The organism is Nocardioides segetis, from assembly GCF_051390595.1.
Classification (GTDB): Bacteria; Actinomycetota; Actinomycetes; order Propionibacteriales; family Nocardioidaceae; genus Nocardioides.
The window spans coordinates 174,475-186,255 of sequence record NZ_JBNINR010000005.1 but is presented as its reverse complement, the minus strand read 5'-3'; the positions used below and the strand labels follow the sequence as shown (position 1 = coordinate 186,255).

The window sequence follows — 11,781 nt, the reverse complement described above, 5'->3', positions numbered from 1 at the left end:
GACGGCGGCGTTTTCGGCCGTGTCGCTGCGCCATGGGAGGATCGGTCGGTCATGATCACGGTGCACCAACTCGAGGTACGCGTCGGTGCGCGACTCCTCATGGAGAACGTCAGCTTCCGCGTCGGCCCCGGCGACAAGGTCGGCCTGGTGGGCCGCAACGGCGCCGGCAAGACGACGCTGACCAAGGTGCTCGCCGGGGACGTCCTTCCGGCCGGCGGCTCGGTGACCAACAGCGGCGAGCTCGGCTACCTGCCGCAGGACCCCCGCGTCGGCGACCCCGAGGTGATCGTCCGCGACCGGATCCTGTCGGCCCGCGGACTCGACGACGCCGTACGCCGGATGCGGGCCGCCGAGGTCGCGATGGCCTCCGACGACCCCCAGGAGCGGGACAAGGCGTTCCGCCGGTTCCAGCGCGCTCAGGACGAGCTCGATGCTGGTGGCGGGTACGCCGCCGAGACCGAGGCGCTGCAGATCGCGCAGAGCCTCGGGATCCCCGATCGGCTGATGGACCAGCCGCTCGGAACGCTGTCGGGCGGCCAGCGGCGGCGCGTCGAGCTGGCCCGGATCCTCTTCTCCAGCGCCGAGGTCCTCATCCTCGACGAGCCGACCAACCACCTCGACGCCGACTCGATCACGTGGCTGCGCGACTGGATGAAGTCCTACAAGGGCGGCTTCATCGTGATCAGTCACGACAACGACCTCCTGGGCGAGACCGTCAACAAGGTCTTCCACCTCGACGCGAACCGCTCGGTCATCGACGTCTACAACATGGGCTGGAAGAACTACCTCACCCAGCGCGAGACCGACGAGGCCCGGCGCAAGCGCGAGCTGATGAACGCGCAGAACAAGGCCAAGACGCTCACCGACCAGGCCAACAAGATGCGGGCCAAGGCCACCAAGGCGAGCGCCGCCCAGCAGATGCTCAAGCGGGCCGAGCGCCTCCTCGAGGGCGTCGAGGGGGAGCGGCAGGCCGACAAGGTCGCGGCGATCAAGTTCCCGACCCCGGCCGCCTGCGGCAAGACCCCCCTGTCCGCGCACGACCTGTCGAAGTCCTACGGCGCGCTGGAGATCTTCACCGCGGTCGACCTCGCCATCGACAAGGGCTCCCGCGTCGTCATCCTCGGCCTCAACGGTGCGGGCAAGACGACGATGCTGCGCATCCTCGCCGGCGTCGACAAGCCCGACACGGGCGAGGTCGTCGCCGGCCACGGGCTGAAGGTCGGCTACTACGCCCAGGAGCACGAGACCCTGGACGTCGACCGCACCGTGCTGGAGAACATGCAGTCCGCGGCACCCGAGCTCACCGACACCGAGGCCCGCTCGGTGCTGGGCTCGTTCCTCTTCTCGGGCGACGACGTCCACAAGCCGGCCGGCGTCCTCTCGGGCGGCGAGAAGACCCGGCTCGCGCTGGCGTCCCTCGTCGTCTCGTCCGCCAACGTGCTGCTCCTCGACGAGCCCACCAACAACCTCGACCCGGCGTCGCGCGAGGAGGTCCTCAACGCCATCCGGCGCTACGAGGGCGCCATCGTGCTCGTCACCCATGACGAGGGCGCCGTGCACGCGCTCGAGCCGGACCGGGTGCTCATCCTGCCCGACGGCGTCGAGGACCTGTGGAGCCCCGACTACGCCGACCTGGTCGCGCTGGCCTGAGCCGTCACTCGTTCGCGATCGCGTCCAGGACGTCGAGCCGCGCGGCCCGGATCGCCGGGACGACGGCGGCCAGGACGCCGACCACGATCGCCACGACGAGGAACGCCACCAGCTGGCCGACCGGCAGTCCGAGACTGGTGAGGTCCTCGGAGAGGGCACGCTGCAGGAGGATGCCGACGACGAGCCCGAGCGCCATGCCGAGGACCGCGCCGAGCACCGCGATCGTCACCGACTCCAGGGTCACCATGCGGCGGACCCGGGCCCGGCTCATGCCGACGGCCCGGAGCAGGCCGATCTCGCGGGTGCGCTCGATGACGCTGAGCCCGAGCGTGTTGACGATGCCGATCACGGCGATCACGATCGCGAGCGCGAGCAGGCCGTAGATGATGTAGAGCAGCTGGTTGACCTGGCCCCGGATCTCGTCGGCGAACTCCGTCTTGTCGTAGACGCCGACGATCGGCGCCGGCGTGGCGGCCTCGTCGACGCGGTCGTGGACGGCTCCCGGATCGGCACCGGGAGCCAGCAGGATCCCGAGTGAGGTGTCCTGCCGCAGGACGCCGGCCGCGGCCAGGTCGCCGAGGGGGACGGTGATCTCGGAGGTGACCTCGCTCGGCTCGACCACGCCGACGACCGTCGCCCTCAGTCGCTGAGCACCGGGGAACGCCAGGTCGACGGTGTCGTCGAGCGCGAGGCCGTGCTCGTCGGCGAAGTCGGTGGTGACCACCGCTCCGCCACCCGCCACGCGGTCGGTGCCGCTCACCACGTCGAGGTCGAAGACGTCGGCGAAGCGCTCGTCCACACCGGAGACGAAGACGGACGCGTCGTCGTAGCGCGCCGACGTGAACTGCTGGCGGGTCAGCACGCCCACGCCGTCGAGGGTCGCGATCCGGTCGCCGATCTCGGTCGAGAACGGCAGGAAGGTCGGGCTCTGGACCAGCAGGTCGGCGGTGAACTGGTCATCGACGACGTCGTCGACGGACGCGTTCAGCGACGCCGCCAGGACCCCGATGGTGGAGACGAGGGCGAGCCCGATCATCAGCGCCGAGGCGGTGGCCCCGGTGCGCCGCGGGTCGCGCAACGCGTTCTCGCCGGCCAGGCGGCCGGTCGCGCCGAAGAGCCCGGCGAACAGCGTGCGGCACCCGGCGAGCACGGGCCTGCCGATCACGGGGCTGAGCGCGGCGACGGTGAGGATCCACAACACCGCGCCGACGCCGATCCACAACGCGTCGGAGTCGCCGACGCCGTACGCCGCGAAGCCGGCGCCCACCGCGAGGACCAGCGCGCCGAGCAGGGTCCGCCGGCGCAGCGACGACGGCTCCGGCGTGGCGTCCGCGCGCATGGCGGCGACCGGGGCGACCCGGCCGGCCCGGCGCGCGGGCAGGTAGGCGGCGACCATGGTCACGCCCACGCCGACCACGTAGCTGGTGAGCGCGGTGTCGCCGGTCAGGTCGAGCGCCCCTCCGGCGATGTCGAGTCCGAACGCGCGGAACATCGCGGCGAGGGCACGGGCCAGCAGCAGGCCGAGGCCGATCGCCAGGGTCGAGGACACCAGGGAGAGCACGAACGCCTCGACCAGCACCGATCGCGTGACCTGGCCCCGCGACGAGCCGAGGGCCCGGAGCAGGGCCAGCTCGCGCGAGCGCTGGGCCACCAGGATGGAGAAGGTGTTGACGATGATGAAGCCGCCGACGAGGACGGCGATGATCGCGAACACGGTGAGGAAGATCGTGATGACGTCGAGGAAGCCGCCGACGGCGTCCTGCGAGTCCTTCGCGACCTGGGTGCCCGTGACCGCCTCGAACCCCGGAGGCAGGACCCGGTCGGCGGCGGCGACCAGCTCCTTCTGGCTGACCCCCTCGGCCGCGGTGAGGCTGATCCGGTTGAAGACGTCGCGGCCCTGGTAGAAGATCTCCTGCGCCTCGTGGGTCGAGAGGATCAGCAGGGTCGCTCCGGCCGTGCCACCGCCGTTGAACTCGGCGATGCCGACGAGGCGCGCCGTGCGGTCGAGCTCGCCGAAGGGCGCCAGCAGCCGCACCTCGTCGCCGAGCTCGTAGCCGCCGGACTCCGCCGCGCGCTGGTCGAGCACGATCTCACCGTCGGCGGTGGGCCAGTCGCCGCTCTTCAGGAGCAGGGCCTGCTCGCCCCGCATGTTGGGTCCGTCGTGGTAGTTGAACGACAGCGTCGGCGCGCCGGTGCCGCCGACGAGCGTCCCGTCGCTGGCGAGCAGGTTGAGACCCGCCCCGGCGACGTCGCCGTCGGCGCGCGCCACCTCCGGCAGCGCGGCGAGGTCGGCCACGACCTCGGGCGTCATCGCCTGCGCGGACTGCCCGCTGACCCCGCCGCTGAACTCGTCGGTGTCCTGCGCCCGCACGACGCCGTCCGGCGTGGATCCGTTGATGATGGCGTCGAAGGTCGCCGACAGCGCGTTGCTGAAGACGAGCACGCCCGCGAGGAAGGCCACGCCGAGGACGACCGCCAGGCCGCTCATCAGCAGCCGCACCTTGCGGGCGAGCAGGGTGCGGAGCGTCAGCCGCAGCATGTCAGGCCTGCCCGCGCGCCGCGGCCGTCTGCAGCGCGGTCATGTGCTCGAGGATCAGCTCCCGGTCGGGGGAGCGGATCTCGTCGACGATCCTGCCGTCCGCGAGGAAGACCACCCGGTCGCAGTACGACGCCGCGACCGGGTCGTGGGTGACCATCACGATGGTCTGGCCGAACTCGTCCACGCTGCGTCGGAGGAAGCCGAGCACCTCGGCTCCCGACGTGCTGTCGAGATTGCCGGTCGGCTCGTCGGCGAAGACGATCGACGGCTTGCTCACCAGCGCCCGGGCGCAGGCCACCCGCTGCTGCTGGCCGCCCGACATCTGCGAGGGCCGGTGCCCGAGGCGGTCGCGCAGGCCGACCGTGTCGACGACCGTGTCGAACCACTCCCGGTCGGGCTTGCGCCCGGCCAGGCTCAGCGGGAGCAGGATGTTCTCGCGCGCGGTGAGCGTCGGCACCAGGTTGAACGCCTGGAACACGAAGCCGATCTCCTCGCGGCGCAGCGCGGTGAGCGCCTTGTCGCGCAGCCGCGACAGCGTCACCTCGCCGATCAGCACCTCGCCCGAGGTGGGGGTGTCCAGGGCGGCGAGGCAGTGCATGAGCGTCGACTTGCCCGAGCCGGACGGGCCCATGATCGCCGTGAACTCCCGGGCCGCGATGTCGAGGGAGACGCCGTCGAGGGCGCGGACCTCGGAGTCGCCCGCGCCGTAGCGCTTGTGGAGTTCGATGGCGCGGGCGGCGACTGCTGACATGCCCATCACCCTAGGCTGGTGGCCATGGCTGAGGCACGCTTCGTGGGAGCGATCGACCAAGGTACGACGAGCACCCGGTTCATGGTGTTCGACCACGACGGCACCGAGATCGCTCGCCACCAGCTCGAGCACCAGCAGATCCTGCCGCGGGCGGGCTGGGTCGAGCACAACCCGGTCGAGATCTGGGAGCGCACCTCCGCGGTCGTGCAGACGGCCCTCGGGAAGGCGCGGCTCGGTCCGGGCGACCTGGCCGCGATCGGGATCACCAACCAGCGTGAGACGACGATCGTGTGGGACCGCCGCACCGGTCGCCCGCTCCACAACGCCATCGTGTGGCAGGACACCCGCACCGACGCGATCGCCGCCGCTCTCGACCGCGACGGGCGGGGCGACGTGATCCGCCACCGGGCCGGCCTGCCCCCGGCGACGTACTTCTCCGGCGGCAAGCTCCAGTGGATCCTCGAGAACGTCCCGGGGGCGCGCGAGGCCGCCGAGCGCGGCGACGTGCTCTTCGGCACCCCCGACACCTGGGTGCTGTGGAACCTCACCGGCGGCCCGGACGGCGGCGTGCACGTCACCGACGTCACGAACGCGGGCCGGACCATGCTGATGGACCTCGAGACCCTCGACTGGGACGACGAGCTGCTGGGCTTCTTCGGCGTCCCCCGGGCGATGCTGCCCGAGATCCGGGAGTCGTCGGCCACGGCGCCGTACGGCACCACCCGGGTGCGGGGGCCGTTCGGCGGGGAGGTCCCGATCACCGGCATCCTCGGCGACCAGCAGGCCGCGACCGTCGGCCAGGTCTGCTTCGCGCCGGGCGAGGCCAAGAACACCTACGGCACCGGCAACTTCATGCTGCTCAACACCGGCACCGAGATCGTCCGCTCGAAGGCCGGCCTCCTCACGACCCCGGCCTACCGGCTGGGCGACCGGCCGTGCGTCTACGCCCTCGAGGGCTCGATCGCGGTGACCGGGTCGGCGGTGCAGTGGCTGCGTGACCAGCTCGGGATCATCAGCGGCGCCGCGGAGTCGGAGTCCCTGGCCCGGCAGGTCGACGACAACGGCGGCGTCTACTTCGTCCCGGCCTTCTCCGGCCTGTTCGCGCCGTACTGGCGCTCCGACGCCCGCGGCGCGATCGTCGGCCTGTCGCGGTTCAACACCAACGCCCATGTCGCCCGGGCTACGCTCGAGGCGATCTGCTACCAGTCCCGGGACGTGATCGAGGCGATGTCGGCCGACTCCGGGGTCCGGCTGGAGGTGCTCAAGGTGGACGGTGGCGTCACCCTCAACGACCTGTGCATGCAGATCCAGGCCGACGTGCTCGGCGTACCGGTGTCGCGGCCGGTGGTGCCCGAGACGACCGCGCTGGGCGCGGCGTACGCGGCGGGGCTCTCGGTCGGCTACTGGCGCGACACCGACGAGCTGCGGCGCAACTGGCGCGAGGACACCCGATGGGAGCCGCACTGGGACGAGCAGCGTCGCGAGGCCGGCTATGCCCAGTGGCAGAAGGCCGTCCAACGCACCCTCGACTGGGTGGAGGTGGGCCGATGAGCCCCGCCGCGCTGTCCCCGCGGGCGCGCACCGCCGCGCTCAAGCGGCTCGCGAGCCAGCAGCTCGACGTCCTTGTGATCGGCGGGGGAGTCGTCGGGAGCGGCGCGGCGCTCGACGCGGCCACCCGGGGCCTCTCGGTCGGTCTCGTCGAGGCGCGCGACTTCGCCTCGGGCACCTCGAGTCGCAGCTCCAAGCTGGTCCACGGCGGACTGCGCTACCTGGAGATGCTCGACTTCCGGCTCGTCGCGGAGGCGCTGAAGGAGCGTGGCCTGCTCATGCAGCGACTGGCGCCGCACCTCGTGCGTCCGGTGCCCTTCCTCTACCCGCTGACCGGGCTCGGCTGGGAGCGATGGTACGCCGGCACGGGCGTCGCGATGTACGACGCGCTCTCGAAGGCGAGCGGGTACGGCGATGGCATGCCGCTCCACCAGCACCTGACGCGGCGCGGTGCCCGCAAGGCCTTCCCGTCGCTGCGCAAGGACGCCCTGGTCGGGGCGATCCGCTACTACGACGCGCAGGTCGACGACGCCCGGCACACGATGTTCCTCGCGCGCACCGCGGCGACCTACGGGGCTGCCGTGGCGTCCCGTACCCGCGTCCTGGGACTGATCAAGGAGAGCGAGCGCGTCGTCGGGGCCTCCGTGATCGACCTGGAGACCGGCGACCGGTTCGACATCCGCGCCTCCCAGGTCATCAACGCGACCGGCGTGTGGACCGACGAGCCCCAGGCGATGGCGCGCGAGCGGGGGCAGTTCAAGGTGCGCGCCAGCAAGGGCATCCACCTCGTCGTCCCGCGCGACCGGATCCGCGGCGAGACCGGACTGATCCTGCGCACCGAGAAGTCGGTGCTCTTCGTGATCCCGTGGAAGCGGCACTGGATCATCGGCACGACCGACACCGACTGGTCGCTCTCCAAGGACCACCCCGCGGCGTCGAGCAGCGACATCGACTACCTGCTCGACCACGTCAACCGCGTGCTCGAGGTGCCCCTGACCCGCGAGGACGTCGAGGGGGTGTACGCCGGCCTCCGACCGCTCCTCGCCGGTGAGTCCGAGGCCACCTCCAAGCTGTCCCGCGAGCACGCGGTCGCGCACAGCGTGCCGGGCCTCGTCGTGGTGGCGGGAGGCAAGTACACGACCTACCGGGTGATGGCGGCCGATGCCGTCGACGAGGCGGTGCACGGCCTCGAGACCGTCCTGGGGCGCAAGGTCGGGGAGTGCGTGACCGAGCGGGTGCCGCTCGTCGGCGCCGACGGCTACCAGGCGCTGTGGAACCAGCGGCGCTCGCTGGCCGCGCAGTCCGGGCTCGCGATCAACCGCGTGGAGCATCTCCTGGAGCGCTACGGCTCCCTCGTGCTGGAGGTGCTGGACCTGATCGCCGCCGAGCCCGACCTGGGCGAGCCGCTCCCCGGCGCCGAGGACTACCTGAGGGCGGAGGCGGTCTACGCCGTCACCCACGAGGGAGCGCGACACCTCGACGACATCCTCACCCGGCGGCTGCGGGTGTCGATCGAGACCTTCGACCGCGGCGCCGCGGCGGCGCCGTACGTCGCCGACCTGGTGCGCGGACACCTGCGCTGGGACTCCGACCAGCACACCCGCGAGCTCCAGCACTACCTCAAGCGCGTCGAGGCCGAGCGCGAGAGCCAGCGGCAGCCCGACGACCACACGGCCGACGCCGCGCGCAAGGGCGCCCCCGACGTCGTACCGGTGTCGCGGATCGCCGAGGAGATCGAGTCGATGGAGAGCAACTGATGGACCTGCAGCTGACCGACCGCGTCTACCTGCTCACGGGCGCGACCCGCGGCCTCGGCCGCGCGACGGCAGAGGCCCTGGTGGCCGACGGGGCGCGGGTCGTCGTGTCGGGACGCAGTGCGACCGCGGTCGAGGCGGCCGTCACCGGGCTCGGCGGGCCGGACCACGCTCGCGGGGTGGTGGCCGACAACGCCGATCCCGGCACACCGGCCGCCCTGATCGACACCGCGCGCGACGCCTGGGGCCGGGTGGACGGCGTGCTGATCAGCGTCGGCGGTCCGCCGCCGGGACCGATCACGGCCATGACGGACGAGCAGTGGACGGCGGCCTTCGGCTCGGTCTTCCTCGGCGCTGTCCGGCTGGCGCGCGAGGTCGGCGCGGTCCTCACGGAGTCACCGGACGGTGGTTCGATCGCGTTCGTGCTGTCGACCAGCGTGCGGGAGCCGATCGCGGACCTCGCCATCTCCAACGGCCTGCGCCCTGGCCTGGCCATGGCCGCGAAGACGCTCGCCGACGAGCTCGGTCCCCGCGGGATCCGGGTCAACGGCCTGCTGCCCGGCCGGGTCGCCACCGAGCGGATCGTCGAGCTCGACTCCGCGCAGGGCGACCCCGAGGCGGCCCGCGCGAGGGCCACCGCGCAGATCCCGCTGCGGCGCTACGGACGGCCGGAGGAGTTCGGCCGGGTCGCGGCGTTCGTGCTGTCGCCGGCGGCGTCGTACGTGTCCGGCGTCATGCTGCCCGTCGACGGCGGGGCGCTGCGGCCGCTCTGACGGGAGAACGGGCCGCCGGACCTGCGTCCGGCGCCCGGGCGCTGGCCTCGCGGGCCGAGCCTGCGCTCGTCCCAGGCGAGATAGAGGAAGCCGCCGAGCGCGAGGATCCCGAAGAACCACCACTGGAGGCCGTAGAAGAAGTGCGGCCCCTCGTCGAGCTCGGGCAGCTGCACCGGGGCGAGCTCCTCGGCCGGCGCCGGATCCTCCGCCTTCAGGGCGACGAAGCCGGTGTAGACCTCCTGCCCGATCGCCTCGCCGATCGGGCCGCTGGCGATCGCGCGCGTCGAGTGGTCGTCGACCTCCGTGCTGTCGCCCGTGCCGTCGGCCCGGACCCAGCCCGTGATGGTCACCTCGCCGTCCGGCGGCGCCGGCAGCGCCGCGCCCTTGATCAGCGGGTCGTCGGTGCCGTACCAGCCCCGGTCGACGAGGAGGGTCGTCCCGTCCGTCGTCACGAGGGGGACGACCACCTCGACCCCCGGGTAGCCGTTGCGCGTGCGGTAGCGCACGACGACCGTGTCGTCGCGGTCGTACTCGCCGGTCGCGGTGACCACGCGCCACTCGTCGTCCTCGGCGACCCGGCGCCCGGGCGCGAGGACCTCGCTGACGTCGGCGGGCGCGCGGTCCTCGTTGGCGCGCACGACGGCGTTGCGCTCCTTGCGGTCCTCGAGCCGGCCGAACTGCCACTCCCCGAGCCACCAGGTCGCCCAGCCCACGATGATGATCGCCAGGAAGAACAGCACCCAGCGGCGACTGAGCAGGAATCGCCACGAGGACAGCCAGGAGAACACGGGACAACGGTAGCCACGACCCCGCCGTGCCTAGACTGATGGGGTGCAGCCCCTTGTCGACCAGCACGGACGGATCGCGACGGACCTTCGGGTGTCGCTGACCGACCGCTGCAACCTGCGGTGCACCTACTGCATGCCCCCGGAGGGCCTCGACTGGCTCCCGGGCGACGACCAGCTCACCGACGACGAGGTCGTGCGCCTCATCGGCATCGCAGTCGGGCGGCTCGGCGTGCGCGAGGTCCGCTTCACCGGTGGCGAGCCGCTCGTGCGCCGCGGCCTCGTCGACATCGTCCGCAGGGTGCGGGCTCTCGACGCCGGCGTCGAGATGTCGATCACGACCAACGCGCTCGGGCTCGCGCGGACCGCGCACGCGCTCGCCGAGGCCGGACTGAGCCGCGCGAACGTCAGCCTCGACACGGTCCGCAGCGACACCTTCCACCAGATCACCCGACGCGACCGGCTCACCGACGTCGTCGAGGGTCTCGCGGCGGCCGAAGCGGCCGGGCTGGGCCCGGTGAAGGTCAACGCCGTCCTGCTCCGCGGGGTCAACGACGACCAGGCGCCCGAGCTGTTGGCCTGGTGCCTGGAGCGCGGCTACCACCTGCGCTTCATCGAGCAGATGCCGCTCGACGCCCAGCACGGCTGGGACCGGGCGGCGATGGTGACCGCCGACGAGATCCTGGCCTCGCTCTCCGCCGCCTACCGGCTCACCCCGGCCGCCGAGCCCCGGGGGAGCGCACCCGCCGAGCTCTTCGCCGTCGACGGCGGTCCGGCGACCGTGGGCGTCATCGCCTCGGTCACCCGGCCGTTCTGCGGCGACTGCGACCGGGTCCGGCTCACCGCCGACGGCCAGGTCCGCAACTGCCTCTTTGCCCGCTCCGAGTCGGACCTGCGGGTCGCCCTGCGTGCGGGCGCGAGCGACGACGAGCTCGCCGAGCGCTGGCGGACCGCGATGTGGGGCAAGCTCCCCGGCCACGGCATCGACGACCCCACCTTCCTCCAGCCCGACCGGCCCATGTCCGCCATCGGGGGCTGAGACGCTCCTGCGCGTCGCCGGCCGGCGGTGACGAGGATCCGACCACTCAAGGGTGCGGGACGGTCTCCTTCAGGAAGCCGCGCGCACCGAGGAAGGACGCCAAGGACTCCCGGTGCTCGGCGCAGGCCAACCAGGTCTTGCGCCGGTCGGGGGTGTGGATCTTGGGGTTGTTCCACAGCAGCTGCCAGGTGGCCGGCTCCCGGCAGCCCCGGGCCGAGCAGATGTCAGGCTCCATGCCCGCCCTGCTCGCTGCGGACGTCGTGGCCGCTGTCGGAGCTGCTGGCGTCGCCCTCGGTGCCATCGTCGCCGGTGTCACCGGACCGGCCGAGCTGCCGCTGGGCGTCGCCACCGCCGGTGAGGGGGAGAGCGGTGGTCCGGCTGTCCTCGGCGTTCGCCATCACCACGGCGACGTACGGCAGGACGATCGCGCCCACGATGAGGATCGGCCACAGCCAGTGCAGGCCGGCCGCGCCGCTGATCGCCGCGCCGACGAAGCACAAGGTCCGGATCGTCATCGCGATGACGTACTTCTTCTGCCTCCGCGCCAGGTCGTCCTGGGGGCTGGAGCCCGCCGTGGTGATGCGGATGGCGTCCATGCCCTCAGCCTACGCCGGTGCCGTGCTGAGTACGCTGCTGGCATGTCGAATCGCACCTACCGCGTCAGCGAGATCGTCGGCACCTCTCCCGAGGGCATCGACCAGGCCGTCCGCAACGGCGTCGAGCGCGCCGGTCAGACCCTCCGCCACCTCGACTGGTTCGAGGTCACCCAGGTGCGCGGCCAGATCAAGGACGGCGCCGTGGAGCACTTCCAGGTGACCATGAAGATCGGCTTCCGGCTCGAGGACGACGAGTAGGCCGCACCCTTCTCGCAGATCTGCCCTTTTGGTGGGTCTGCCTCCAGACCCGGACCCGCGACGTTGCGGTTTGGTCCCAAACCGCATG

The 11,781-nt window shown here is 72.2% G+C and carries 11 protein-coding genes; 6 read left to right on the top strand and 5 right to left on the bottom strand.

The window, feature by feature from the left end:
* The first annotated feature begins 51 nt into the window (after positions 1-51).
* Positions 52-1,650, top strand: a complete 1,599-nt coding sequence (locus ACPZVR_RS11505) for an ABC-F family ATP-binding cassette domain-containing protein (protein WP_436699722.1) — start codon at positions 52-54, stop codon at positions 1,648-1,650.
* A gap of 4 nt (positions 1,651-1,654) precedes the next feature.
* Here ACPZVR_RS11505 and ACPZVR_RS11500 read toward each other — a convergent pair whose 3' ends face one another.
* On the bottom strand, positions 1,655-4,189 hold the full coding sequence (locus ACPZVR_RS11500) for an ABC transporter permease (protein ID WP_436699721.1): 2,535 nt from the start codon (positions 4,187-4,189) through the stop codon (positions 1,655-1,657).
* Between the two features lies 1 nt (position 4,190).
* On the bottom strand, positions 4,191-4,940 hold the full coding sequence (locus tag ACPZVR_RS11495) for an ABC transporter ATP-binding protein (RefSeq protein ID WP_436699720.1): 750 nt from the start codon (positions 4,938-4,940) through the stop codon (positions 4,191-4,193).
* A 24-nt stretch (positions 4,941-4,964) separates the two neighbouring features.
* Here ACPZVR_RS11495 and glpK point away from each other — a divergent pair, with 24 nt between their 5' ends.
* From glpK to ACPZVR_RS11480, 3 genes are read left to right on the top strand one after another with little or no spacing between them, the layout of a single operon-like run.
* On the top strand, positions 4,965-6,491 hold the full coding sequence (gene glpK / locus ACPZVR_RS11490; protein WP_436699719.1) for a glycerol kinase GlpK: 1,527 nt from the start codon (positions 4,965-4,967) through the stop codon (positions 6,489-6,491).
* Complete coding sequence (locus ACPZVR_RS11485; protein WP_436699718.1) at positions 6,488-8,245, top strand: glycerol-3-phosphate dehydrogenase/oxidase; 1,758 nt, start codon at positions 6,488-6,490, stop codon at positions 8,243-8,245. The genes glpK and ACPZVR_RS11485 overlap by 4 nt, the downstream gene beginning before the upstream one ends.
* On the top strand, positions 8,245-9,015 hold the full coding sequence (locus tag ACPZVR_RS11480; protein WP_436699717.1) for an SDR family oxidoreductase: 771 nt from the start codon (positions 8,245-8,247) through the stop codon (positions 9,013-9,015). Before ACPZVR_RS11485 ends, ACPZVR_RS11480 begins: the two co-directional genes overlap by 1 nt.
* Here ACPZVR_RS11480 and ACPZVR_RS11475 read toward each other — a convergent pair.
* Positions 8,901-9,803, bottom strand: coding sequence for an SURF1 family cytochrome oxidase biogenesis protein (locus ACPZVR_RS11475; RefSeq protein ID WP_436699716.1), 903 nt, complete (start codon positions 9,801-9,803; stop codon positions 8,901-8,903). The genes ACPZVR_RS11480 and ACPZVR_RS11475 overlap by 115 nt on opposite strands.
* Before the next feature lie 43 nt (positions 9,804-9,846).
* Here ACPZVR_RS11475 and moaA point away from each other — a divergent pair, with 43 nt between their 5' ends.
* Entirely contained in the window at positions 9,847-10,839 is a 993-nt protein-coding gene (gene moaA / locus ACPZVR_RS11470; RefSeq protein ID WP_436699715.1) for a GTP 3',8-cyclase MoaA, read from the top strand.
* Between the two features lie 46 nt (positions 10,840-10,885).
* Here the strand turns inward: moaA and ACPZVR_RS11465 are convergent, their stop codons facing one another.
* Together ACPZVR_RS11465 and ACPZVR_RS11460 are read right to left on the bottom strand one after the other, a co-directional pair.
* Positions 10,886-11,074: an acetone carboxylase gene (locus ACPZVR_RS11465; RefSeq protein ID WP_436699714.1), complete on the bottom strand. Its 189-nt coding sequence runs from the start codon at positions 11,072-11,074 to the stop codon at positions 10,886-10,888.
* Positions 11,064-11,435 (bottom strand): DUF3099 domain-containing protein, encoded by a 372-nt coding sequence (locus tag ACPZVR_RS11460; RefSeq protein WP_436699713.1) that lies wholly within the window; start codon positions 11,433-11,435, stop codon positions 11,064-11,066. The genes ACPZVR_RS11465 and ACPZVR_RS11460 overlap by 11 nt, the downstream gene beginning before the upstream one ends.
* A 42-nt stretch (positions 11,436-11,477) precedes the next feature.
* On the opposite strand from ACPZVR_RS11460, the gene ACPZVR_RS11455 reads away from it, so the two are divergent.
* Positions 11,478-11,693, top strand: coding sequence for a dodecin (locus tag ACPZVR_RS11455; RefSeq protein WP_436699712.1), 216 nt, complete (start codon positions 11,478-11,480; stop codon positions 11,691-11,693).
* Positions 11,694-11,781 lie beyond the last annotated feature (88 nt).

Coding starts and splice junctions, on each gene's coding strand:
- ACPZVR_RS11485 (WP_436699718.1), top strand. CDS start 6,488: ATGAGCCCCGCCGCGCTGTCCCCGCGGGCGCGCACCGCCGCGCTCAAG.
- ACPZVR_RS11460 (WP_436699713.1), bottom strand. CDS start 11,435: ATGGACGCCATCCGCATCACCACGGCGGGCTCCAGCCCCCAGGACGAC.
- ACPZVR_RS11500 (WP_436699721.1), bottom strand. CDS start 4,189: ATGCTGCGGCTGACGCTCCGCACCCTGCTCGCCCGCAAGGTGCGGCTG.
- ACPZVR_RS11455 (WP_436699712.1), top strand. CDS start 11,478: ATGTCGAATCGCACCTACCGCGTCAGCGAGATCGTCGGCACCTCTCCC.
- ACPZVR_RS11480 (WP_436699717.1), top strand. CDS start 8,245: ATGGACCTGCAGCTGACCGACCGCGTCTACCTGCTCACGGGCGCGACC.
- ACPZVR_RS11505 (WP_436699722.1), top strand. CDS start 52: ATGATCACGGTGCACCAACTCGAGGTACGCGTCGGTGCGCGACTCCTC.
- glpK (WP_436699719.1), top strand. CDS start 4,965: ATGGCTGAGGCACGCTTCGTGGGAGCGATCGACCAAGGTACGACGAGC.
- ACPZVR_RS11465 (WP_436699714.1), bottom strand. CDS start 11,074: ATGGAGCCTGACATCTGCTCGGCCCGGGGCTGCCGGGAGCCGGCCACC.
- ACPZVR_RS11495 (WP_436699720.1), bottom strand. CDS start 4,940: ATGTCAGCAGTCGCCGCCCGCGCCATCGAACTCCACAAGCGCTACGGC.